General features: G+C 66.3%; 13 protein-coding genes. 7 read left to right on the top strand and 6 right to left on the bottom strand.

What is annotated here, in order from left to right:
- Positions 1-48: 48 nt before the first annotated feature.
- Positions 49-903: a pyridoxal kinase PdxY gene (gene pdxY / locus MLP_RS12330; protein WP_013863428.1), complete on the top strand. Its 855-nt coding sequence runs from the start codon at positions 49-51 to the stop codon at positions 901-903.
- A 78-nt stretch (positions 904-981) separates the two neighbouring features.
- Here the strand turns inward: pdxY and MLP_RS28565 are convergent, their stop codons facing one another.
- The 4 genes from MLP_RS28565 to MLP_RS12310 form a co-directional block, all read right to left on the bottom strand.
- Complete coding sequence (locus MLP_RS28565; protein WP_013863427.1) at positions 982-4,308, bottom strand: hypothetical protein; 3,327 nt, start codon at positions 4,306-4,308, stop codon at positions 982-984.
- 39 nt (positions 4,309-4,347) lie between these two features.
- Positions 4,348-9,963, bottom strand: a complete 5,616-nt coding sequence (locus tag MLP_RS12320; protein WP_013863426.1) for an RHS repeat-associated core domain-containing protein — start codon at positions 9,961-9,963, stop codon at positions 4,348-4,350.
- A gap of 15 nt (positions 9,964-9,978) precedes the next feature.
- Complete coding sequence (locus MLP_RS12315) at positions 9,979-10,953, bottom strand: hypothetical protein (RefSeq protein WP_013863425.1); 975 nt, start codon at positions 10,951-10,953, stop codon at positions 9,979-9,981.
- A gap of 146 nt (positions 10,954-11,099) precedes the next feature.
- Entirely contained in the window at positions 11,100-12,626 is a 1,527-nt protein-coding gene (locus tag MLP_RS12310) for a helix-turn-helix domain-containing protein (protein ID WP_013863424.1), read from the bottom strand.
- A 193-nt stretch (positions 12,627-12,819) separates the two neighbouring features.
- On the opposite strand from MLP_RS12310, the gene lpdA reads away from it, so the two are divergent.
- The 5 genes from lpdA to MLP_RS12285 all read left to right on the top strand — a co-directional run bounded on the left by lpdA (position 12,820) and on the right by MLP_RS12285 (position 19,558).
- Positions 12,820-14,217 carry a dihydrolipoyl dehydrogenase gene (lpdA, locus tag MLP_RS12305; protein WP_013863423.1) on the top strand — a complete coding sequence of 466 codons (1,398 nt, stop codon included), beginning with the start codon at positions 12,820-12,822 and terminating at the stop codon, positions 14,215-14,217.
- Positions 14,218-15,025: 808 nt separating this feature from the next.
- Positions 15,026-15,820 (top strand): hypothetical protein, encoded by a 795-nt coding sequence (locus MLP_RS27985; protein ID WP_156821136.1) that lies wholly within the window; start codon positions 15,026-15,028, stop codon positions 15,818-15,820.
- Positions 15,821-15,932: 112 nt separating this feature from the next.
- Positions 15,933-17,528 (top strand): hypothetical protein, encoded by a 1,596-nt coding sequence (locus MLP_RS12295; RefSeq protein WP_041790003.1) that lies wholly within the window; start codon positions 15,933-15,935, stop codon positions 17,526-17,528.
- A 1,253-nt stretch (positions 17,529-18,781) separates the two neighbouring features.
- Positions 18,782-19,105, top strand: a complete 324-nt coding sequence (locus MLP_RS12290; protein WP_013863417.1) for a hypothetical protein — start codon at positions 18,782-18,784, stop codon at positions 19,103-19,105.
- 3 nt (positions 19,106-19,108) lie between these two features.
- Positions 19,109-19,558: a helix-turn-helix domain-containing protein gene (locus tag MLP_RS12285; protein WP_013863416.1), complete on the top strand. Its 450-nt coding sequence runs from the start codon at positions 19,109-19,111 to the stop codon at positions 19,556-19,558.
- On the opposite strand, the gene MLP_RS12280 is transcribed toward MLP_RS12285, so the two are convergent.
- Positions 19,548-19,976: a CBS domain-containing protein gene (locus MLP_RS12280; RefSeq protein ID WP_013863415.1), complete on the bottom strand. Its 429-nt coding sequence runs from the start codon at positions 19,974-19,976 to the stop codon at positions 19,548-19,550. The genes MLP_RS12285 and MLP_RS12280 overlap by 11 nt on opposite strands.
- Before the next feature lie 128 nt (positions 19,977-20,104).
- Here MLP_RS12280 and MLP_RS12275 point away from each other — a divergent pair, with 128 nt between their 5' ends.
- Positions 20,105-20,689, top strand: coding sequence for an HhH-GPD-type base excision DNA repair protein (locus tag MLP_RS12275; RefSeq protein WP_013863414.1), 585 nt, complete (start codon positions 20,105-20,107; stop codon positions 20,687-20,689).
- Here MLP_RS12275 and yczR read toward each other — a convergent pair.
- Positions 20,673-22,097: a MocR-like transcription factor YczR gene (yczR, locus tag MLP_RS12270; protein WP_013863413.1), complete on the bottom strand. Its 1,425-nt coding sequence runs from the start codon at positions 22,095-22,097 to the stop codon at positions 20,673-20,675. The two genes, MLP_RS12275 and yczR, sit on opposite strands and share 17 nt — an antisense overlap.
- Positions 22,098-22,169 lie beyond the last annotated feature (72 nt).

The raw sequence follows: 22,169 nt of genomic DNA, 5'->3' as shown, positions 1-22,169 counted from the left end.
CCGCCGAACAGGGCGGAACCACCCACAGGAACCCTTTAAGATCCCACCGTGACGACGATCCTGTCCATCCAGTCCTCGGTCGCCTATGGCCACGTCGGCAACAGCGCCGCGACCTTCCCGCTGATGCGGCTGGGTGTCGAAGTGTATCCGGTGCTCACCGTGCATTTCTCCAACCACACCGGCTATCCGGGCTGGCGCGGTCCGTTGCTGGCGGCAGGCGACGTCGCCGAGGTGATCCGCGGCATCGATGAGCGGGGGGCGCTGGATCGGGTCGACGCGGTGCTGTCGGGCTATCAGGGCGGCGAGGACGTCGGCAAGGTGATCCTTGATGCGGTCGCGTTGGTGCGGTCTCGCAACCCGAGGGCGATCTATTGCTGCGACCCGGTGATGGGCGATGTGGATCGCGACTTCTATGTCCGGCCGGGCATCCCGGAGTTCATGCGGGACGCTGTGGTGCCGGCCGCGCAGCTCATCACCCCCAACCAGTTCGAGCTGGAGTTCCTCACCGGCCGATCCACCTCCACGGTGCCGGAGGTGCTGGCTGCCGCCGATGCGGCGCGGGCGATGGGTCCGCAGACCGTGCTGGTCACCTCCGTGGTGCACGACGCCGCCCAGGAGGGCACCATCGACATGATCGCGGTGACGGGGGAGGGCGCCTGGTCGGTGACCACCCCGCTGCTGCCGCAGACCTTCACCGGCGCCGGCGACCTGACCACGGCCACTTTCCTGGCGCACCTGCTGCGTACGGACTCGGTCGCCGAGGCCATTGGCCAGACAGCCGCCACCGTCTACGGGGTGCTCAAAGCAACCGTCGACTCCGGCGAGTCCGAGCTCCAGCTCGTCGCCGCGCAGGACGAGATCGCCGCGCCCACTCGCACGTTCGAGGTCACGCGGCTGCGGTGAGCCCTCGTCAGGCGGGCTCACCGCAGCCAAGTCTCCGATCACTAGCCGCCCCCTTCCGCTAGCTGCTGTGCGAGCGCGCTAGCTGCTGTTGCAGGAGCTGTTCACACACATGGTCTGGCTGACCAGGGTGCCGTGGGTGATGACCCAGGTGTCGCCGTGGGCGGTGTGCAGGGCCTTGGCGCTCAGCAGCTTCCACAGGTAGTTGGAGTTGATCCCGGTCAACGCTGCCGGCTGGTCCAGCTTGGGTGCCGTGTTCTGCCAGGTCAGCGGCAGGTCTTCGACGGCATTCTGGGCCTGGTTGCTGAACAACGCCCCGATCCGCAGCCCGGTGTCGGTCGCGGTGTTCACGTACGGCCCGCCGACCGCATAGAGCGCAGCTCTGGCGGTGCTGGTCGGCGCGATCGTGCAGGTGCCGCTGCTGTTGCCCTCCCCGGCACAGCCGGACAGCTGGAACCCGTCGGTCAGGTCACTCGAAGTCGCCGCTCCGATGGCGAGGGTGTAGCCGGTGATCGTCATGGTGTTGGAGCTCGTGCCCGACAACCTGATCATCCCAGCAATGGTGGGGCTCTGCGAACCGGATCCTGTCGTGCTGACGTAGTCGGCCGGGGTGCCGGCGTCACGCAGGCCGCGCTTGGCGCCGTACGAGCCACCGGTGTTCAGGTAGGCACCGGCCGACGGCTGGACCCCGACGAAGCCGCTGTAGCAGTCCGAACAGGTCACGTCCTGCCGGTAGAGGTTGGTGACCAACGGGCCGGTGCTGCTGCTCTGCCGGTAGAAGATCTTGTTGTACGCATCATCGTTGCTGGTGATCGTGCCGCTTCGAGGCGTGAGCGTCGGGCTGAGCAGGGCCTGATCGAGTCCGTTGGCCACGACCTTCGGACTGCTCGACGACGAGCCGGAGAACCCGAGTCCGGTGATGCTCGGCACCGTGGTCTGGCAGGGACCACCGGGCTTCACGCCGGTGTAGCAGAACGCCAGCGTGGTGAGATCTACGGTCGGTGAGGTCAGCCCGTCGGCGCCGCCGGTGAGGACCTGGAACTGGGTGTACGTCGGTCCACCCTGGACGTTCTCCCAGTAGAAGGAGGCACCAGGAACAGTGAGGGTCGAACCGGAGACGTTCAGAGCCCCAGGGGGAATCAGCTGTCCGACATTGACCCAGGCAGCCGTGGAGCCGGTCCGACCTTGGATCTGGAGCGGGGGCAGCAACGCCTGCGCCCGTTTGTTGGCGCCCGAGGACGACAGGCCCGGCACCGTCCAGGTGGTGGGCCCGACATCCAGTCGGTAGACCGTCGGAGCAGCGGCGGTCCCGGTCGGGGTCAGCTGATATCCGGTCAACGTCGGTGCCGTTCCTGTGGCGGTCGGTGCGCCGGGATCACTGACCGCAAGCTGCCAGGCACCGAAGATCGGCACCTGGCCCTGCAGCGTGCTGTTGATGTTGGTCGGGGTGACCGTCAGGGAGCCGCCCTGCTGGTCGCTGACGTCGACGGTCCAGCCGTCGGGATTGAGGTGCAGGTTCACCATCCGGGTCTCGGCCGGGCGATTGACCGGGGTGATCACCAAGTACGCCCGCCAGGCGGCGGATGGGTCCTCGCTGGGACTACCGGTGCTGGCGGCCACCCCCGAGCAGCCGGCATCCGGACCTGAGGTGTAGGCCCCCATCGTGTAGAGGCCGGTGGTCTGTCCCGCCGCCACCGTGACTGCGGACGAGGTCGGGAACTCCGCCGAGGCGTCCTGGTCGAACGTCTCGGGCCAGGCCGGGGCGAACCAGCAGCCCTGCTCGGAGTCCTCGCTGGTCTGCAGTTGCACCGAGATCGGCTCGGACAAGGTGTTCTGGATCGTGAATCGGCCCTGCTTGTAGCCGGGGAACCAGGTCTGGAAGTCGCACCAGCAGGGCAGCGCGTACAACTCGTTGTTGTTGGCGTCGATACCGATGGGCTGACGCAGCAGGGTCGCCCCCGAGCCGCCGGGATCGGTCAGGAACAGGCCGGTGCCAACGCCGATGTTGGCGCCCTGAACGGCGGTGGCGTAGTCGGTCGTCCCGGTGCCGTCGAGCCGTGGCAACGGGGTGATCGCCGTGATGCCGCCGCCGAGTGACGGGCTGGTCGCCACCAGGGTCACGGCGTTGGATCCTGTGTTCGGCGGTGGCGTGGTCGTCGTCACGTAGAGCTTGCCGTCGGTCAGGCCGAAGACCGCGACCTTGCTGCCGTCGGGACGTTGGCCGATCGCTGCCGAGATCGGATTGATCCAGGTTCCCCCATTCGAGTCGGTGGCGCCCTGCTTGGTCCACCGGCCGAGGTCGGTGATCGTGGTCCCGTGAGTGCCGTTGGTGATCTGCGCGAAGTAGCCGTCGTTGCCGTAGTTGGAGATCCCCATCACCAGCAGCCCGCTCTGATCCAGGGCCATCGCCGTCGTCGGGGTCTGGTCCATCCCGTTGATCCCCATGCTGGTGTAGGAACCGGCCAGAGCCCAGGCTGGGTTCTCGACCGGGCCGGGCTGGTACACCTGGACCCCGTAGTCGGACAGGCCTACTGCCACCGTCGCGATGCCGTTGACGTTGGTCGCTTCGAGGGCGGTTGCTCCGACAGCTCGGAAGTAGATGCCGTTCGCGTCCTGCCACTCCGCCGGCAGGTCGATCACTATCCCGGCGCAGGACTCGCTGGCACAGGATCCGTCCGGCGCCACCCCGTAGAGGATGTTGCGATACCTGTCCGGATCGCCGCCGAGGTAGGTGCCCTTCGTGCCGGTGATCCAGAGGATGCCGTCGGCCTCGTCGTAGGCGAGCAGGATGGTCGCCAGGTGCCACGCATTGTCCAGGGCCTGGAAGCAGGTGGCGCACTGCTGATTGTCGAAGTTGCCGTACGGGGCCCACATGCTCCACTGGGTTCCGTTGGGTGTCGACAGGTCCAGCGGCACCGACTGCAGCAAACCCGAGCCGCGCGACGGGGAGTCGTAGATGTTGAGCGCGGCGCCCTCCGCCCGCATCCACTGGTCGTAGCCTCGGTCGAGGAAGTCCCCGGTGATCTGGTCGCGCAAGGCATGCGGCATCACCGTCGACAGGTCGTCGCCAGCCGCCTGCGGACCCTGCGCACCTACCTTCGGCTTCGTGGTCGGGCCGGGCTTTGGGGTCGCCTTGGACCTCTTCTTCGACTTGGCCTTGGTCTTCTTGGCTGCCTTCTTGCTTGCCTTGGTCGCCTTCTTCGGCTTGGTCTTGGATTTCCCCGCTTTGGATTTCCCTGTCTCGGACGTCGCATCGGTGCCCGCCGAGGTCTGCTGGGACTGGCCGGGCGACGGCTCGGCCGTCGGATCGGCCCAACCCGTCCCGGGGGTGAACGCAAGCAACACCGCTGTCAGCACGGCAATGACTGTCAAGCGCCACCGCGCCGCCCGTGATCCGTGGTTGGTCATCTGATAACTCCCTCTCGCGAATGTCACTCGTCGTCGCCGTCAGTCATCGCTCGCGCTGCTGGCGTTGTTGAAGCGGTGGGAGCCGGACCGGTTCCGGGTCATCAGCTGAGACACCGTGTCCCTCCCCTTGCCCTTGGAGTCGTCCTCCCCGCGCCACCTGTGGGTCGTCTCGACCTCGCTCTCCTCCGGCTTCTTGGGGCGTACCTGAGCCAGTGCGCTGTCGCTCTTCTCGATCTGGTCGAACACGGTCTTGCTGACCGAGGCCGCGGCCTCGGTGACGTTGCTGCCGGTTCGCGCCTTCTTGAGCGTGTCGGTCGCCGGCTTGGCCTTGCTCTCGGAGTCAGCGATGGTCGGAAGCCGCTCCTCGTCAGGTGCCGCGTTGCTGGGAGTCGTCGATTTGGTATTGGTCAGATTCGTCGGCTCGTCACCCTCGGAGGCGGCTTCGTCAGCCTCGAAGGAGCGACTGTTCGACGGCACAGAATCGTCATCGGCGTCAAGGCTGGGCTCGTCGAAGTCGGTATCGGCGAGCATCGTGTCGGCCGATCCCGCGGCGTCCGCTGCGGCCTCGGCACCGGTGGCGGCGAAGTCCGCGACACCGCCGGCCACCCCGGCGACAGAGCCGAGGATGGTGGAGATGTTGCTCAAGTTGTTGCGCTGGTCGTCGGTGAGGAACTTCTTGCCCGCGGGTTCCTCGTCGTCGGCGAACCGGGTGAGACTGACCGCCATCCCGGCCACGTTCGCCGCCGTGGCCACGACCGAGGCAACCACCGGTACGATCAGCGCCGCGGTGAGCTCGGTGGCCGCCGCGGCAGCGCCCCAGGCTGCCACCGCGGCGCCACCGCTGAGGATGGCGGAGACCAAGAAGATGCCGACGTACAGGATGTCGAGGATGGTGTCGGTGGCCGCATCCTGGCCGGTGGGATCCAGGTTCATGATCGGGTTGCCGTCGAACCCGAGATAGAGGTTGTGCGCGTCCGCTACGTCACGCGAGGTGAACCGAGCCTGGTTGGGGTCATAGAACCGAGCAGGCAGCATCATCGTGCCTAGCCCGCTGTCGGTGTACATGGCGTGCGCGGCGGCGCCCGCATACTGCAGCGGATTGGTCGTGCCCGGCGCAATGCCCGCGGCGGCACCGCTCACGCTGCCGACTCGACCATCCAGTAGGGCGGGCGCGCCCCAGTCGCTGTACGCGTACGTGTTGGTCACCGCGCCGGTGCTGTCGACCACCGCAGTGACCGAGCTGTGCCGGTCGCGGAGCAGATAGCCGACGCCGCTGCCAGTGGTCACCGGCGCCGCGCTGACCGGGGCCGCGGGTGCCGACGTGGTGGCGTCTGCCTTTGGCTTTGTCGTCTTCGGCTTTGCTGTCGCCTTCTTCTTGGACTTCGGCTTTGCTGCCTTGCTCTTCTTCTTGCTTTTCTTGCTCTTCGACTTTGCCGTGGTCTGCGCGCTCTGAGTCTTCTTGCTCTGAGTCTTCTTGCTTTGGGGCTCAGCCTGCGCGCCGGCTACAGCTGCCCCGCCTGCCGTCGTGCTGGGCAGGATGGTGCGCGCCTCGCGACCGCCGGTCACCAGGTAGGACGCACTGGCCACACCTGTGTTCGAGCTCGTCCCGGCCTGCGTGGTCGTGTCGTTGACCAGCGTTCGGTCGACTCCGTAGTGGTAGTCGACCGTGGTCGTGCCGGCGGAGCCACCGGTGGTGACCGCCCGGCTGCGGGTGCCGTCCGGCCAATAGCTGAAGGTCGTGGTGGCACCCCCGACGGCGACGGTGGCGGGCAGCCCGTCCGGTCGGTAGGTGGTGGTGCTGCCCGACAGCGAGGTCGTCACCCGGCCCTGCGGATCGTGAGCCTGCTGCGTCGTGGCGCTGCCCACCCTCTGCCCGGTCAGTTGCGAGGCGTCGTCAAAGGTGTTGGTGGTCGTCTGAACGGTGAGGGTCTTGCGGGTCCCGGTCGCCAGGTTCGTGGTCCGGGTCGTGGTGGTGATGTTGCCCGACACGTCGAGGGCGTAGTCGAGCTTGGTGACCGGCGTACCGGTGGTCGTCGTGCCGGAGTAGACCGCCGATCCGGTGAGGCGGTCGTAGGCGTCGTAGCCGTAGGTGGTGGTGTAGGTGCCGTACGTGGACGCCCCCGTCGTGCACAGCACCACGCACGAGCTGGGCTTCGCGGTGGTGTCGGTGCGCTTGGTCAGGTTGTGGTGGTTGTCGTAGGAGTAGCTGTGCGCCTCGATCTGGTTGGCGTTCTTGTCGACCGTCGTCTGGGTCGCGAGCAGATTGTTCGGGGTGTAGGTGTGCGTGGTGACCAGGCCGTTTCCCCGGGTGATCGTCTTCACCCGGCGCAGCGCGTCGTACCCGTAGCTCACCGACGCCAAGGTCGCGCTGCCGCGTACCTGAGTCGCCGACTTCATCGTGCCGTCGTCGTTGTAGGCGTAGGTGGTGACCGCGCCGGTGATGTCGGTCATGGTCTGCAACTGGCCGTTGTCGGCATAGTCGTAGCTGACCGACGAACCGTCGGGATAGCCCACCGAGGTCCGGTTGCGATCGGCGTCGTAGCCGTAGGTGATGGTGCCGGACTCGTTGGTCGCGGTCTTGACCAGGCCGGCTCCCACCTGCCCGGCCGGTACGTAGGTGTACGTCGTGGTGACCGCGGTGCCGTCCTTGGCGGTCGAGCTGATCTTCGTGAGCTGCCCGGTGCTCGAGTCGTAGGTGCGGGTGCTGACTGTGCCATCGGGATCGGTGCGCTGGATGGGTCGGCCGTCACCCGCGTACTGGTAGCCGGTCTGCTGACCCAGGCCGTCGGTCTCGGTGGTGGTGTTGCCGACCGCGTCGACGACCACCTGGGGCGCCGACGCGGCCTGCTGGTCGCCGCTGGTGTACGCGAGGCTGCGTTTGGTGATGTCCCCGCTGAGCCGGGTGGTGTCGGTGGCCAACACCGGCGTGGCGGAGTTCCGCGCGGTCTTGGCCGGGCTGATGGTCGTGGTCACCGGCACCCCGCCGGCACCGGCGAAGTCGGGCACCGCGGTCATGTCGTTCGTGGTCAGCGAGGTGATCCGGCCGAGACCGTCGTAGCTGGTCAGCCGAGCGGGGTCGACCAGGTTGGTCCGTGAGGTCACGGGGTAGGTGGTGCGCGAGGAGACGACGCGGTTCAACTCGTCACGCGCGGTGCCGGTGATCTCCGAAGGCGTGCTCGCGCCGACCGCATACACCCGCTCGGTGGTGGTGTTGTCGACGTCGTTGTAGGTGGTGGTGGAGGTGACCCCCGTCGGGCCGACCTGGCTCACCACCCGGCCGACGGCGTCCGAGGTGGTGGTCGTCGTCCGGCCCAGCTTGTCCGTGGCGGTGATGGTCGAGCCGTCGGTGCTGTAGCTCAGCGTCGACACGGTGCGGGTGCCGGAGTCGGCGACGAAGGCTCCGTTCTTGATGTTGTCCGTGACGGTGGCGACCCGGCTCAGTGCGTCGTACGTGGTCGTGGTGACGTGGCCGTCGGCCCGGGTCACGGTCTTGGACGCGAACCCGCTGCCGGCGTCCTCGGCGTTCTGGTAGCTCGTCTTGGTCGTCATCCCGGTGGGCGGCGTGACGCTGAGCGTGCGGTTGGCCTCGTCGTACGTCGTGGTCGTCACCCGCCCGGCACCGTCGACCGACCGTACGACCTGTCCGGAGACCAGATCGATGTCGGTCGAGGTCGTGGTCGCCTCCGGGGTACCGACGCCGGAGGTCATCTCGATGGTCCGGACGGGACCATCGAAGGTGCTCGTGTACGAGGTGGTGGTCGACGCCGGTCCGCCGCCGTTGTCCGGTGGGGCTGCGCCGGCGGCCCACGCGATGGTCTGCGACTGGGGTCGGCCGGCGTCGTCGTAGGTGTAGGTCCGGGTGCTCCGGGCCGACAGCTTCCCGCTGCCGTCGGCATCGGACTGGGTGACGGTGTGGATCGACTTGTCGTCGTCGGTCAGGGTGGCCTCGACCCGGCGCAGCACCGTGCTGCCCTGCGCGGTCACCACGGTGGTGGGCAGCCCGAAGGCCGGATCGTACGTGGTTGTGGTGGTCACCCCGGACTCGTCGGTGACCTGCTGCATCCGGCCGTGGGAGTCGAACTGGTGGCTGGAAGTCACCACCCGGCTGCCGCCGTCGGAGTCGCTGTCGGAGGTCGGATCGGCACACCACTCCGACTGGTCTGGGCCGTCGGCGGTGGCCGGGCCCTGCGGACCGTTCGGCCCGCTGCTGGAGTAGTGGGCCAGCCGGATGTTGGTCGGGTTGGTGTAGTTGGCGGGTGGGACGACACCCTGGCCGATGTCGACCAGGTCGGGGTAGCACAGCAGCTGGTCCTGGACGACGACCGGATCGCCGGAGTCCGCGATCAGCTGCACGGTCCGCTCGATCAGCCGGTGCGCCGAGTCGTAGGTCGACAGCGTCGAGGTGGCCGCAGTGCTGATCTCGGTCGTGTAGGTGTAGGACGGATCACCGGAGGCGAACAGCAGGTCCTCGCTGGCGCTCAGGTAGCTGGTGCCGCTGCCGTTGCCGGCGTAGTTGTGCTGATCGGTGTTGCCGTCCGGGTCGAGGTCGAAGGAGCGCTCCGGACTCAGCTGGGTGACGCCATCCGACGCGAGGACGGAGAGCGTGTCCGCCACCACGACGGTGACGACCGGATCGCCGACCGCAGGGAAGGTGTACGACTCGTAGCTGACCTGGGTCTGGGCACCGGTCGGGCCTTCGACCAGGTCGACCAGCTGGACACCGTTGACCTCTTGGTAGCCGAAGTTCGTCTCCCGACCTACCGGGTCGGTGATCGACGACACGCCGCCGGCCCCGCCGAACAGGACCACCGTCTGCGCGGTCTTGCCGTCCGACCGTTCGGGGGAGGAGACGGTGAGCTGGGCGACTCCCGCATCGTTGCTGCCATAGTCGAAGGTGTACGCCAAGCCGTATCCGTCGATGATGGCGGTCGGCTGCCACTGCAGGTCGCCGTTCGGCGACGTGCCCGCCTGCTCGTAGCTGATGTCGGTCCGGTTGCCGAACCGGTCGGCACGCACCACGAGGTTGCCGTTCGCATCGAAGTAGTCGACCTTGCCGTCGTCGTAGTTGAGCGTGTACGCGTACGCCACCGGATCGGGTACGCCAGCGCGCGCCGGCAAGGTGGGCGGCGGATCGTCGTCGACCACCTCGAAGGTGAGGTCTTGCAGCACGTAGTTCGTCAGGCCGGACGGGAACTGGTCCAGGTTGTCGGTCTCCAGCTCGTAGCGACCGCCGCTCGCGGGATAGACGGTGACGCCGCCGTTGGCGTCGACGAAGGACGAGCCGAGCGACCAGCCGCCGCCCATGCCCATCCGGTCCACCCCGGCGGAGGCCCGGGACTGCACCCAGCTGAGGGTGAACTGGATGCTGGTGTCTCCGACGCTTTGCACCGATACCAGTGGCACCGAGATCGAGAACTGACCGGTGCGCTCGTCGACCGACCCGCTCAGTCCGCCGCCCAGGCTGAAGGCACCGGACACCGGCTGCGGGCTATCGGCCCGTGCCTCCCTGGCCAGCTGGGGCAGGGACAGCGGACTCCCGACGCCCAGGCCGACCACGAGCGCGAGGATCAGCACCAGCCGCAGCAGCCAGGGGCTCCAGCGGCGCAGCACCGACCGCCAGATCGGATGCCACCGACCAGCCGCCCCCCGTGCCATGTCGGCTTGTCCTTCTCAGCGTTCCAGGTTGCTGCGCAGACGCTCGGCGAGGCTGGATCGCAGGCGGCGCTTCAGCTTCGCGTTGGACGACCGCTTCTTCGCCTGTCCGGACGCCTTGCCCGCGGTGGGTGTGGGCGCGGTGCCCTTGATCACCAGACCGGTGAGGTCGAGCACCACGTGAGTGGGCTTGCTCGCCCGGATCCGGATGGCATAGCGACCGGCCACGATGCCGGTCCCGACGAAGGCACCGTTCGCGAGCGTCACGCCTTTGGTGAAGTTCAGGGTCGAGGTTCCCGGATAGGCACCCGGCGGGTAGACCGCGAGATTGCCGTTGGCCTGCGAGGACACCGAGACGATGTTGACCCAGGCACCGGGAGTCTCGTACTCGCCGGTGACCACGACAGCCTCGACGTCGATCCAGGCGCCGGACTTGAGCCGGAACGTGGAGTCCCAGGCACCGCTGGAAGTCCGCAGCACACGGGCTCGTCCGCCGGCGGTGCGGGTGTCCAGCAGCCGCACCGGCACCGGCAGCGGATAGGGCGTCGGCAGGTCCGCCAGATCGATCCCGGTCGCCAGGTAGGTCGTGGCCAGGCCGAGCTCGGAGTCCACGCCGATGATGGGCCCGAGCTCGGTGTTGGCGATCTCGCCGAGCTCCATGGCACCAGGGAAGTCGGCGGCCAGCGGCTGCAGACTCAGCGACGGACCGCTGCCGTTGCGCAGGGCGAGCGTCGGGTTGTTGCTGCCGACCGGCTGGTTGATCGACACGTTGGTCGTCGACGTCGCAGCGTTGTTCTCGCCCAGCAGCAGGTTGTCACCGTCGGCAGCGGCGGCCTGTTTCGGCGCCGCTGCGATCGCCGTGCCGACCCCGGCGACACCCACCAGCAGCGCGCTGTGGCGAAGCAGTTGGCGTCGCCTCAGCACCGCGGCGTCCTGGCCAGGATCGGCGTGCTCGGGCGGATCGGACGGCTGGTCGCGATCGATGTGTGACATTGCTGACCCCCAGGACGATGTGCAGACACCTGCTGTGTCCCTCACGTGCGGGGCCTCAACGTAATGGGGTCCTGGGGGTTCGCACCCTAGGGAAAATCCCTAGTCTTGATCGTCCCTCGGCGTCGGGTCCAAGCCCGCGGTCGGGTTCAGTCCCGGAAGACCTCGATATTGGCGCCGAGTGCGTTCAGTCGGTTGGCCAGGTCCTCGTAACCGCGGTTGATCACGTACACGTCCCGCAGCATCGACTCGCCCCGCGCGGCGAGCATGCAGATCAAGATGCAGACAGCCGGTCGGAGCGCAGGCGGGCAGACGACCTGCTGGCCACGCCAGCGCGTCGGGCCCTCGACGATGATCCGGTACGGGTCGAGCAGCTGGACCCGAGCGCCGAGCTTGTTGAGCTCCGTCATGTAGATGGCCCGGTTGTCGTACACCCAGTCGTGGATGACCGTCTTGCCCTCGGCCGTGGCCGCGATCACCGCGAAGAACGGCAGGTTGTCGATGTTCAAGCCCGGGAACGGCATCGGGTGGATCTTGTCGATCGGTGACTTCAGCTTGGACGGGCGGACGGTGAGGTCGACCAACCGGGTGTGCCCGTTCGCAGCCACGTACTCGTCACTCAGAGTGAAGTCGAGGCCCATCTCCTCCAGGATCGCGAGCTCGATCTCGAGAAACTCGATCGGGACGCGCTGGATCGTCACCTCGGACTCGGTGACGATAGCCGCGGTCAGCAGGCTCATCGCCTCGATCGGGTCCTCGGAGGGGGAGAACTCGACGTCGGTGTTGATCTGGTGTACGCCGCGGATCCGCAACGTGGTGGTGCCGATGCCGTCGATCTCCACACCCAGGTGGGTGAGGAAGACACACAGGTCCTGGACCATGTAGTTCGGGCTGGCATTGCGCAGCACCGTCTCACCGGGCGACAGCGCAGCGGCCAGCAGCGCGTTCTCGGTGACCGTGTCGCCGCGCTCGGTCAGCGTGATCGGCCGGGTCGGCTCGACCTCGGTGTCCACGGTGCAGCGATAGAAGCCGTCGGTCGCGATCACTTCCAGGCCGAAGCGACGCAGCACCTGGAGGTGCGGCTCGATGGTGCGAGCGCCCAGGTCGCAGCCGCCGGCGTACGGCAGCTGGAAGTCGTCGAAGCTGTGCAGCAGCGGGCCCAGGAACATGATCACGCTGCGGGTACGGCGAGCTGCGTCGACCTTCATCGCGTTGAGATCGAGCTCGGCCGGCCGGACCAGCTCCAGGTCGGCACCGCCGTTCAGCCAGGTGGCCTGGACACCGACGCTGGTCAGCACCTCGAGGATCCGGTTGACCTCCTCGATCCGGGCGATGCCGCGGAAGACCGTCCGGCCGCGGTTCAGCAGACTGGCGCAGAGCAAGGCGACCGCGGCGTTCTTGGAGGAGCGGACCTCGATGCTGCCGGAGAGCTTGGCGCCACCCCGCACGCGCAGATGGACGGGCCCGCTCGGGCCGACCGAGATGAGCGGGGAATCAAGGGCAGCAGCGATCCGGTTGACCATCTCCAGGCTGAGGTTCTGGTTGCCGGCCTCGATCCGGTGCACGGCACTCTGACTGGTGCCCAGGACGGAGGCCAGCTGCGTCTGGGTCAGGCCGCGGTGCTTGCGTGCGTCGCGGATCAGTGAGCCGATGCGGTCCAAGGAGGTTTCAGTCACGAGACACGACGATAACTCATATATGAGATGATCATGGTATTCGTGGCGTGTCACGTTGGACACAGTGACATGGCGCTGCTCGCCCGGCGCTCAGGACCGCTCGTTCGTCGCGTTCGCCCGGTCGCGCCGGACTGCGCCGCGCTATGTCGGGCGCATCGTCTTCCCGCTGACCTACCTGTCTAGAGTAACGCCCATGAGTGACCACTATGACGTCGTCGTGCTCGGTGCCGGACCTGGCGGGTACGTCGCTGCCGTTCGAGCCGCCCAGCTCGGCCTGAGGACCGCCATCATCGAGCTCAAGTACTGGGGCGGGGTTTGCAACAACGTCGGCTGCATCCCGACCAAGTCCCTGTTGCGCAACGCGGAGATCGCCCACATCTTCAACCATCAGGCGAAGACCTTCGGGATCAACGGGAACGCGACCTTCGACTTCGGCGTGGCGTGGAAGCGCAGCCGCTCGACGGCCGACCGGATGGCCAAGGGCGTGCACTTCTTGATGAAGAAGAACAAGGTCACCGAATACGACGGGTGGGCCACCTTCACCGACGCTCACACGTTCAGCGTCGAGGGCCCGAAGGGCACTCAGACCGTCACCTTCGACAACTGCATCATCGCCGCCGGCGCCACCACCCGGCTGCTACCCGGCACCACGCTCAGCGACCGGGTGGTCACCTACGAAGAGCTGATCATGACCGAGGAGTTGCCCGGCTCGATCATCATCGCCGGTGCCGGCGCGATCGGTGTCGAGTTCGCGTACGTGCTCGCCAACTACGGCGTGGACGTGACGATCGTGGAGTTCTTGGACCGAATGGTCCCGCTGGAGGAGCCCGAGGTCAGCGCCGAACTCGCCAAGGCGTACAAGAAGCTCGGCGTGAAGGTCCTGACCGGCACCAAGGTCGAGACCATCGACGACTCCGGGGCCAAGGTCAAGGTCACCGTGTCCCCGGCAAAGGGCGGCGACTCGCAGGTGCTGGAGGCCGACAAGGTGCTGCAGGCGATCGGCTTCGCCCCGCGCACCACCGGCTACGGGTTGGAGAACACCGGCGTCGAGCTGACCGAGCGTGGCGCCATCGCGATCGACGACTACATGCGCACCAATGTGCCGGGCCTCTACGCGATCGGCGACTGCACCGCGAAGATGATGCTCGCGCACGCTGCCGAGGCCCAAGGCGTGGTGGCGGCCGAGACGATCGCCGGCGCGGAGACGATGCCGGTCAACTACGACATGATCCCGCGGGCCACCTACTGCCAGCCGCAGATCGGCTCGTTCGGCTACACCGAGCAGCAGGCCAAGGATCGCGGGTACGAGGTCAAGACGGCCAAGTTCCCGTTCACCGCCAACGGCAAGGCGCACGGGATGGGCGAGGCGATCGGCTTCGCCAAGCTCGTCGCCGACGCCAAGTACGGGGAGATCCTCGGCCTGCACATGATCGGCCCGGAGGTCACCGAGCTGCTGCCGGAGATGGTGCTGGCCCAGCAGTGGGACCTCACCGCCGACGAGGTCGCCCGCGCCGTCCACGCCCACCCGACCCTGTCCGAGGTGCTCAAGGAGGTCGCCCACGGCATCGGGGGGCACATGATCAATATGTAGTCGGCATGCAGATCGGCTCCGGTGCAGGTGTCCGGACTGTCCAAGGGCCGAGGCAGTAACGTGCCCGATCCGACCCGGCTGCGCGCCGCCGGGAACCGAGCCGATCAGCGGGCGCCAAAAGATCGAACGGAACGCATCCGTGGCCGCATCCAGTCTGAGGTTGCCGGAGGGTGCGAGCGGTCGGGGTACTTCTACTCGGCAATCCAGATACTGGACTGGCCCGAACGGATTCCTAGACAGGCGGGGTGGATCCCTTTAGTGTCCATGGCGTGAAAATTCGTCGACGCTCTCGGCTCCTGACGTCAATGCTCGCCGCGGGGATCGCCTCCTTGGCGGTATGCGAGGCTGCCTACGCGTCTCCTCCGATTGGCTCTGGCAAGCTGGAGGTGAAGTTTGACGGTCCGATACCAACGACCACGGTGCAGGCAGGCCCCGGAGAGGTGGTCGCCATCCGCAAATGGGATCCAGTGGCGCTCGAGTTGGGGGCACAGACCCAACCCCCTGGTCGTCGCGTGACCAACACATCGGCTGCAACCGAGGTCAAAGCCCCAGAGGTTGCCTATACCGTCAACAAGGACGGCAAGATCATCAATCGCACAGTAACGAGGCTGGACGGACGCCCCGCGGATGGGGTCACTGGCCGGATGCCCCTGCAATGGGCCGTTGATGTCAATACGATCAGTATGGCCTGGTGGACGCCGAATGCCGCGATGACTTGGACGGTGCGAGTGGATGGCAAAGTCGTCGCTAAGACGACCAAGACATCGTGGACCGGGATATTCCCGGACCGCGGCACCACAGCTTCCAGGTGGACGGCACTCAGCAGGTAAAGATCGGCAATAGCGCGTCTCTGGCGCCTTTTCGATACGGCGTCACCACTCGTCCAGCTGATTCTGAAGCTCTCGGCCATGGAATCAATGAGCCTTTCGTCGCCACGGCAGCTGCGAACAAAGACCTAGTCGGATTCGCCGAGCAGCCGAGCGTGGAGGCGGGCCTCTCTTACCGAGCGTTCATCGCGGCCAAGTACGTCCCTGGCCCAACATTCTGCAAGATCACGACTAACAAGAAGTATGCCTACTATGGCGGCGATAACCGAGGGTTCAGTGCTGACATATATGCCAACGTAAACAAGTCCCGAGTTTCCATCGACCGCACGGTAGGATTCACCAAGACCGCATCGACCATCTATCCACTGGGGCGGTACACTGGCGATACGAAGGCATACAATAAGAAGCACAAGTTGCTCGCCAAGAAGAATGCAGATCCGTCGGCGGCAGATGTTGGAGATCTGAATGGAAAGACAGCGACCAGACTGTCGGGTACTCTGACGATCCATGGTTCGAATCCCTTGTGCAAGGGTACGCCAGCGATCGACGGTCGCGTCCACTACGACCTGAACAAGAGCGGAACCCCTCGCTTTTCGGGCGATCATGACCAGGCTCCAAACCATGAGGTAATATACTTCTGTGGCAACTGGGCGTCAGGGGTTTCTCGGACAGGGCGGGCCTATGGGCGATCCCTTAAAGACTTCTCATGCCTTGCGGGGGCGGCGGTGTGCGCGAAAGCCACTTTCGACATAACAATCCAAGCGGCGGAAGTCTAACGAGGCTCCGCCTCGGACCGTCGAGGTTGGTGGTCGGGTCGGCGGGTTGATCTGGTCTGGGCGGTAGCGGTGTCGGGGTTGGTGGGTCCAGCCTGGTCGCAGGGGGTGCGTGATGACCAGTCGTGCGGTGAGGACCTCAGATCTCTTGGCCGGGCATGTCGATCTTGATGTGTCGTGTCTGGACCGGATCTATCTCAACGGGTACGTGCCGAATTTACAGGTCGGCGGGCAGGTGGTGTCGTTCCTCGCGTCGCGGGGGTTCCCGATCCCCTCACCGGCGGTGGTGGGTCGGATCGGTGACCAGTTCCGGGCCTCGGTGCGCTCGTTCGCCGACAACAACAAGATCGCGATGGTCACGTTTCGTAAAGGTGACCGCAAGATCGAGAAGATGGCCCCGTATCTGGCCCGGCAGGCCAAGACAGGCCGGCCGGGGGTAGCCGCGATCGGCTGGGCGCAGGAGTTCCAATGGGTGGCCTCGTGCACCACGACCCCGGCCCACGGTGGCGGCGCCCCGCACTTCGGCTGGAGCCGGGCCGAACGCCGGGTGACCTGCTACTACTTCTATGTCTGGGACGACGAGTTCGGACCGGCGTTTGTCAAGATCGGCTCCTACTTCCCGTACCCGATCAAGGTGTGGTTGAACGGCCACGAATGGGCGAAGCGACAAGCCGACAAGGCGGGGATCGGCTGGACCGCCTTGGCGAACGGATTCGCCACCTGCACCGATCCAATCGGGTTGCAGACGATCTGCGACCACCTCGGTCCGGTGCAGATCCAGGCATTTTTCGATCGTTGGCTGGACCGGCTCCCAGTGCCGCTGACCGACCAGGACCGGGCCCACGGGTATTGGTGGGAGTTGTCGATGCGGCAGATCGAGGTCTCCCGCACGATCGTGTTCGACCAGCCCCGTAACGGCCGTGCGTTCTTCGAAGCGCTCGCGGCCGACAATTTGGATCTGGGCCGGCCCGAGCGTCTCGAGCTGATCTTCGGCAGGAAGATCCTGCCCTCGACGACCGGCGTCTTCGCTACCCGGGTCGTCACCCGCGGTGTTGATGTGACCATCAACGCCGGTTACAAGCACTCCCGGGTCAAGGAGTACTTCAAAGAAGGCCGCGCTTTGCGGATCGAGACCGTGGTCAACGACTCGACCGATCTCGGCGTGAAACGGCGCCTGGTCCACCTGCCCGAATTGCAGGCCAAAGCCCGTGACGTGAACCGCCGACTGTTGGATCATGAACATGTCGGTCGGGGCTGCGTCCTCGCGAGTCCAGCCTTTGAGCGGATCGCGCAACCGTCGGTCACCGACGGTCGGAGGGCCCCAGCCTTGAGGTTCGGCGACCCTCGGGTCCAAGCCCTGGCCGGCGCCCTCGCCGTCACCGCCCACCTGATCGGCGGCCTGTCGAACAAAACCCTGCGACCCCTGGTCGAATCCCTGCTCGACGCCGACTACAGCCGCGCCCAATGCTGCTACGACCTGCGCCGACTCCGGCTGAAAGGGCTGATCGAGCGGCTGCCGCACTCCAACACCTACACCCTGACCGACGACGGACAACGCTTCGCGATCTTCTACAGCAAAGTCCACAACCGGCTACTACGACCATTGCTGGCCGCTAACCAGCCACCCGCCCCACTCGAAGTCCGACAAGCCCTCCGCGTCCTCGACAACGCCATCACCGACTACATCAACGACGCCAGAATCGCGACCTGAAAAGTCGGCTCAAGACTCAAACACTTAGCGACCAAGGATCGCTAGATTTGGGCAGCCAAGTCCTACGGAAAACTACACTATCATGCTTGATTTTGACCCCTATCGTAGGCATTCTGCTATTCTTCGCATTGGTGGGAGGGCTGCCTGTGCTGTCGGGCTGGGGCTACTACATAACGCCCGCCTTTGCGCTTGGTCTGCCACCACTCACAGTAGGGCGGGTTAGCCTCTATATGACTGCACTACGGAACTTGAAGCCGACATGGGGAATCGTCTACCTTGCCATCTGCTGGTTTGCGTGCTTTAGTGTCATCTTCTCCTTCGAACCGATACTTGGTGAGGTGAGCGCGCGAAACGCTTTGAGGCAAGGATTCTTCTCCACGGCAACGATGGTTCTGCTACATGGGCTTGTGGCTTTCATGGTCTATGTTGGCCAACGCCAAGCACCCCCGAGGAGTGCAGGGCGGCCCCGTTAGTCTGTTGGTAGAGGACCGGCTGGAAATGTACCTGGCCAACCTGCGGGGAGCAGCCAGAGTTCGCCGTCGGGGCGACTTTCCGCTATTGAGTAGCGGAAAGTATGGCTGCTTAAATCGTTGGTCGCCACGGCCAGTCGGCCTGTATGCGGGCGGTGAAGTTGCGTACCGCGGTGTTACGGACCGCGATGATGCTGGTGCCGATCATGCAGAGCAGTCCGCCGGAGACGAGGCAAGTGGCGCGGAAATGAGGCCGACGACGATCCCGCCGCTCAAGGTTACCAATCGGGACCACAGGCGCCGATGACGAACTCCCACCGAAGAGACGCGCCCGCGATTGGCGTCCGAGGTCGCGAGTTGAACGATCGTGCCCCTGAGCTGAGATGAACCCGCAGTGATTCTTCCGGTAGCTACCGCAGTAAAGAACAGACCCAGCATTCCGGGGTCGCCTCCGAATCGTGCCTTGTAAACGACGGGAAACAATGAGATCGGCATGGCCAGGACAGTGGCGAACACTTCGGTGGCGAGCGCGCCTCGCAGTAGTGGATGGCCGACGATGTGCCGAAGACTATTGACGATCTCGCGGAATCCCGATCGGTAGACATCGGTAGACCACGAGGGCAATGTGCTCGGCTAGCGGCTGGGCTGACTCGAGCTGTCGTGTCAGATCTGATACACATTGATCATGAATCGGCCTCGCGATCCGGAGCGGCGGTCGTTGGAGGAGACCCGTCCGTCAGGGTTCCCACCGAATCGGAATGCCTGCGCATCAAGGCATTTCTCGTGGTCCGCCGCAACCAGATGCGGGACTACCTCGATGTCGCGGCCCTCAGCGCCCACCTGGGCACGTCCGAGGCTGCCAGGATCCTGTCTCGGATCGACGCCTACTATGCCGATCTTCGCGGATCGGCTTCGGAGGCCGCTGATCGGGTGGCCTCCCAGGTTGCTCGACAATTGGGCGACCCGCGCCCGGCCGACAGTCGCTCGATTGCGCAGCTTCCGAGGTACAAGGGCGTCCAACCGCCCTGGGACGACTGGAAGGCCGTTCGCACGCAGTGTGCGGAGGTCGCCGCACGCATGCTGACCATCGCCGACGGGGAGGGCTGAGGCATGGCAGTCAAGTTTCGCAATATCGACGCTGAACCAGTGGATCCGGTCGAGAACTGGGGGTTCGAGGGCTTGCTCGCCGCTGTGGACCGAGGGTCTTTAGCCGAATGGCGTCGCATCATCGCCGCGGTCCGAGCCGACCCGTACGGCGATGTGGCTGAGACGCTGGCCGAGGTGCTCGAACTGGCGCAAGACCCGGGCGTGGTGGCGGCGATGCGTCTTGCCGTCGAACACGCCCGAGAGGATTCAGTCGAGCGCGATCGACGAATCGTGGCGTCCAGGATGTCGGAGCTGGTGGACAAGTCGGGGCTCGATCAGGGCACGTTCGCGCGACGGATCGGGACCTCTCGGACCCGGCTCAACACCTACCTGTCGGGGAAGGTGACCCCGTCAGCGGCAGTGCTGGTTCGAGCGGAGAGGCTCGCGGATTCGGCGGGCTCGATCAGCCGCTGACGTAGCCCTGCAACTGGTCACGCTCGAACTCGAGCTGCGTGATGGTCGATTTCACCACGTCGCCGATGCTGATGATGCCGCTGAGGTTGCCGTCGTCGTCGACCACCGGCAGGTGCCGGATGCGGTGATCGGTCATGGTGCTCATCAGCGACTCGACCGAGTCATTCAGCTGACAGGTGCGGACCCCTGCGGTCATCACATCGCTGACCGACGCGGATAGCACCGCGGCGTCGACGGCGAGTGCGCGGACGATGTCACGCTCGGAGACGATCCCGTCCAGGGCAGCGCCGTCGGTCGAGACGACGACAGCGCCGAGATTGTGCTCCTTCAGGAGGACGACAAGATCGCGTACGGAGGCGTCCGGGGTGATGGTGATCACCGCGGAACCCTTGGTCTGGAGAATCTCACGGATGCGCATGGCGGAGGTCCCTAGGGTCTGTGGGTCGACGGGGGTCGGTGCGTTCTCTTGTTTACCGAAGGTTATCGGTCCGCTCTGCGCAGTGGCCAGGGTGGTTGGCCAGTAGGCGGGTGAGCCAGAATGCAGGGGTGGCTACCTACCTGACGGGCGACCCCGACGCCGATGCGCTGCTCGACTCCGATCTGAATGCCCTGCTGATCGGCATGGTCTTGGATCAGCAGGTCGCGATGGAGAAAGCGTTCAGCGGTCCGGCGGTGATCGCCGAGCGGATGGGCGGCAGTTTCGACGTCACCGCGATCGCGAGCATGCCCGAGGACGAGTTCGTCGCCTTGTGCGCGGCCAAACCTGCCATCCACAGGTTCCCTGGGTCGATGGGCAAGCGGGTCCACCAGGTGTGCCGGGTGCTGGTCGACTCCTATGACGGCCGGGCCGAGAACGTCTGGGCAGACGCCGGCACCGGTGCCGAGGTCAAGCGCGCATTGATGTCGCTGCCCGGGTTCGGCGCGGAGAAGGCGACCATCTTCACCGCCGTGCTGGGCAAGCGGCGCGGAGTGACCCCACCGGGCTGGCGGGATGCCGCGGGCGCGTTCGGCGAGGAGGGAGTCTTCAGGTCCGTCGCCGACATCGTCGACCAGGAGTCGCTCCAACGGGTACGCGAGACCAAGCGGGCGGTGAAGGCCGCGAAGAAGGCCGCCGCTACGCCGTCAGGGTGAGCCACGAGCTGGCCGGGCGGCCGGCGGTGAGCTGATCGGCCCAGGCAGCAGCCAGGCGATCGACCGCTTGGTCGGCCAGCGGCGGCGGCTGGGTGTAGGGGAGACGCAGCTGACGCTCCCCGCCACCACCGACGAAGAAGCGAGGTCCCGGGGTGAGCAGCAGGCCGTGGCGCTCGGCAGCCATGGCAAGCCGGGTCGAACTCTCGGTCGGCAGTTCGGCCCAGAGCACGAGCCCGCCCGCCGGGACCTGCAGCCGCCACTGGGGAAAGCGGGCGGCGACCACTGCTGCGAGTCGGTCCCGCTGGACCAGCAGTCGCTGACGCTGGCCGGCCAGCACCGACTCAGGATCTCGCAGCACCTCGGCCAGCACCAGCTGCTCGAAGACGGGGGAGGCGAGGTCCAGGATGGCCCGCTGCTCGATCAATGGCCGGACCAGATCACGCGGCGCGCGGATCCAGCCGATCCGCAGCCCACCCCAATAGGCCTTGCTGGCGGATCCGATCGTGATCGCCTCCGAGCTGTGAGCCGCGTACGGCGCCTCCTCGGGCCCGGTCAGCCGCAGCTCGGCCGTGGTCTCGTCGATCACCGGCGTGACCCCGTAGCGGTGCAGCAGCCGCGCCAACGCTGCTCGGTCGGCTCCGGCCATCAGCGCGCCGGTCGGATTCTGGTAATCCGGCATCAGGTAGGCCAACCGCGGCGCACTCTGCCGAATGATCATCTCCAGCCGAGTCAGGTCCCAGCCACCATCGACCAGCGGCAGCGGAACGAGACGGCCACCGGCCCGCTGGGTCGCGTCTACCGCACCTGGATAGGTCGGCGACTCGCACAGCACCCGGTCGCCCGTGTTGAGCAGCGTCCGGAGAACGGTGTTGAAAGCGGCCACCGCGCCCGAGGTGACGACGATCTGGTCAGGACTGGTGGGCAGCCCGCGCGCCGCGTACCGATCGGCGATCCGAGCGCGCAACTCCGGCAGTCCTTCCGGCAGATAGCCGGATCCGGTCAGCAGCGGCCCGATCCGCTCGCCAGCCCGGCCGTACGCCGCTGCTACCTCCGGCGGTGCTGCGCCAGCCGCGAAGGTGAATCCGATGACGCCGTCCGGGATCGGAGAGGCGACCATGGTGCTCGGCAAAGTCGCGTGCACGGACGTCACATGGCCCGATCCGCGGCGGGCGTCGACGAACCCGGCGTCGCGGAGTCTCGCGTACGCCGAGGCGACCGTGGTCCTGCTCAGTCCCAAGGCATCGGCTAGGCTCCGCTCGCTGGGCAGTCTGGTGCTCGCCGCGAGCCGACCATCGACCAGCAGCATCCGGATCCGGGCAGCCAGATCCTCATACCGCGGATGGCTGAGCGGCTGGGTGCCGAGCAGTCGAGACAGCTGCTGAGCACTGACCCGGGAGGCGACGACCATGTCCGTCATCCTCGGCCAGAAAAGCCACTTTGACCAGACTGGCCTGCCATGGAAGAGCCACTTTCTGACGGG

The sequence above is a fragment of the Microlunatus phosphovorus NM-1 genome (assembly GCF_000270245.1).
In the GTDB taxonomy this organism is placed as follows: domain Bacteria; phylum Actinomycetota; class Actinomycetes; order Propionibacteriales; family Propionibacteriaceae; genus Microlunatus; species Microlunatus phosphovorus.
The sequence above is the reverse complement of the archived record's forward strand: the minus strand, read 5'-3'. Positions and strand labels throughout refer to the sequence as shown.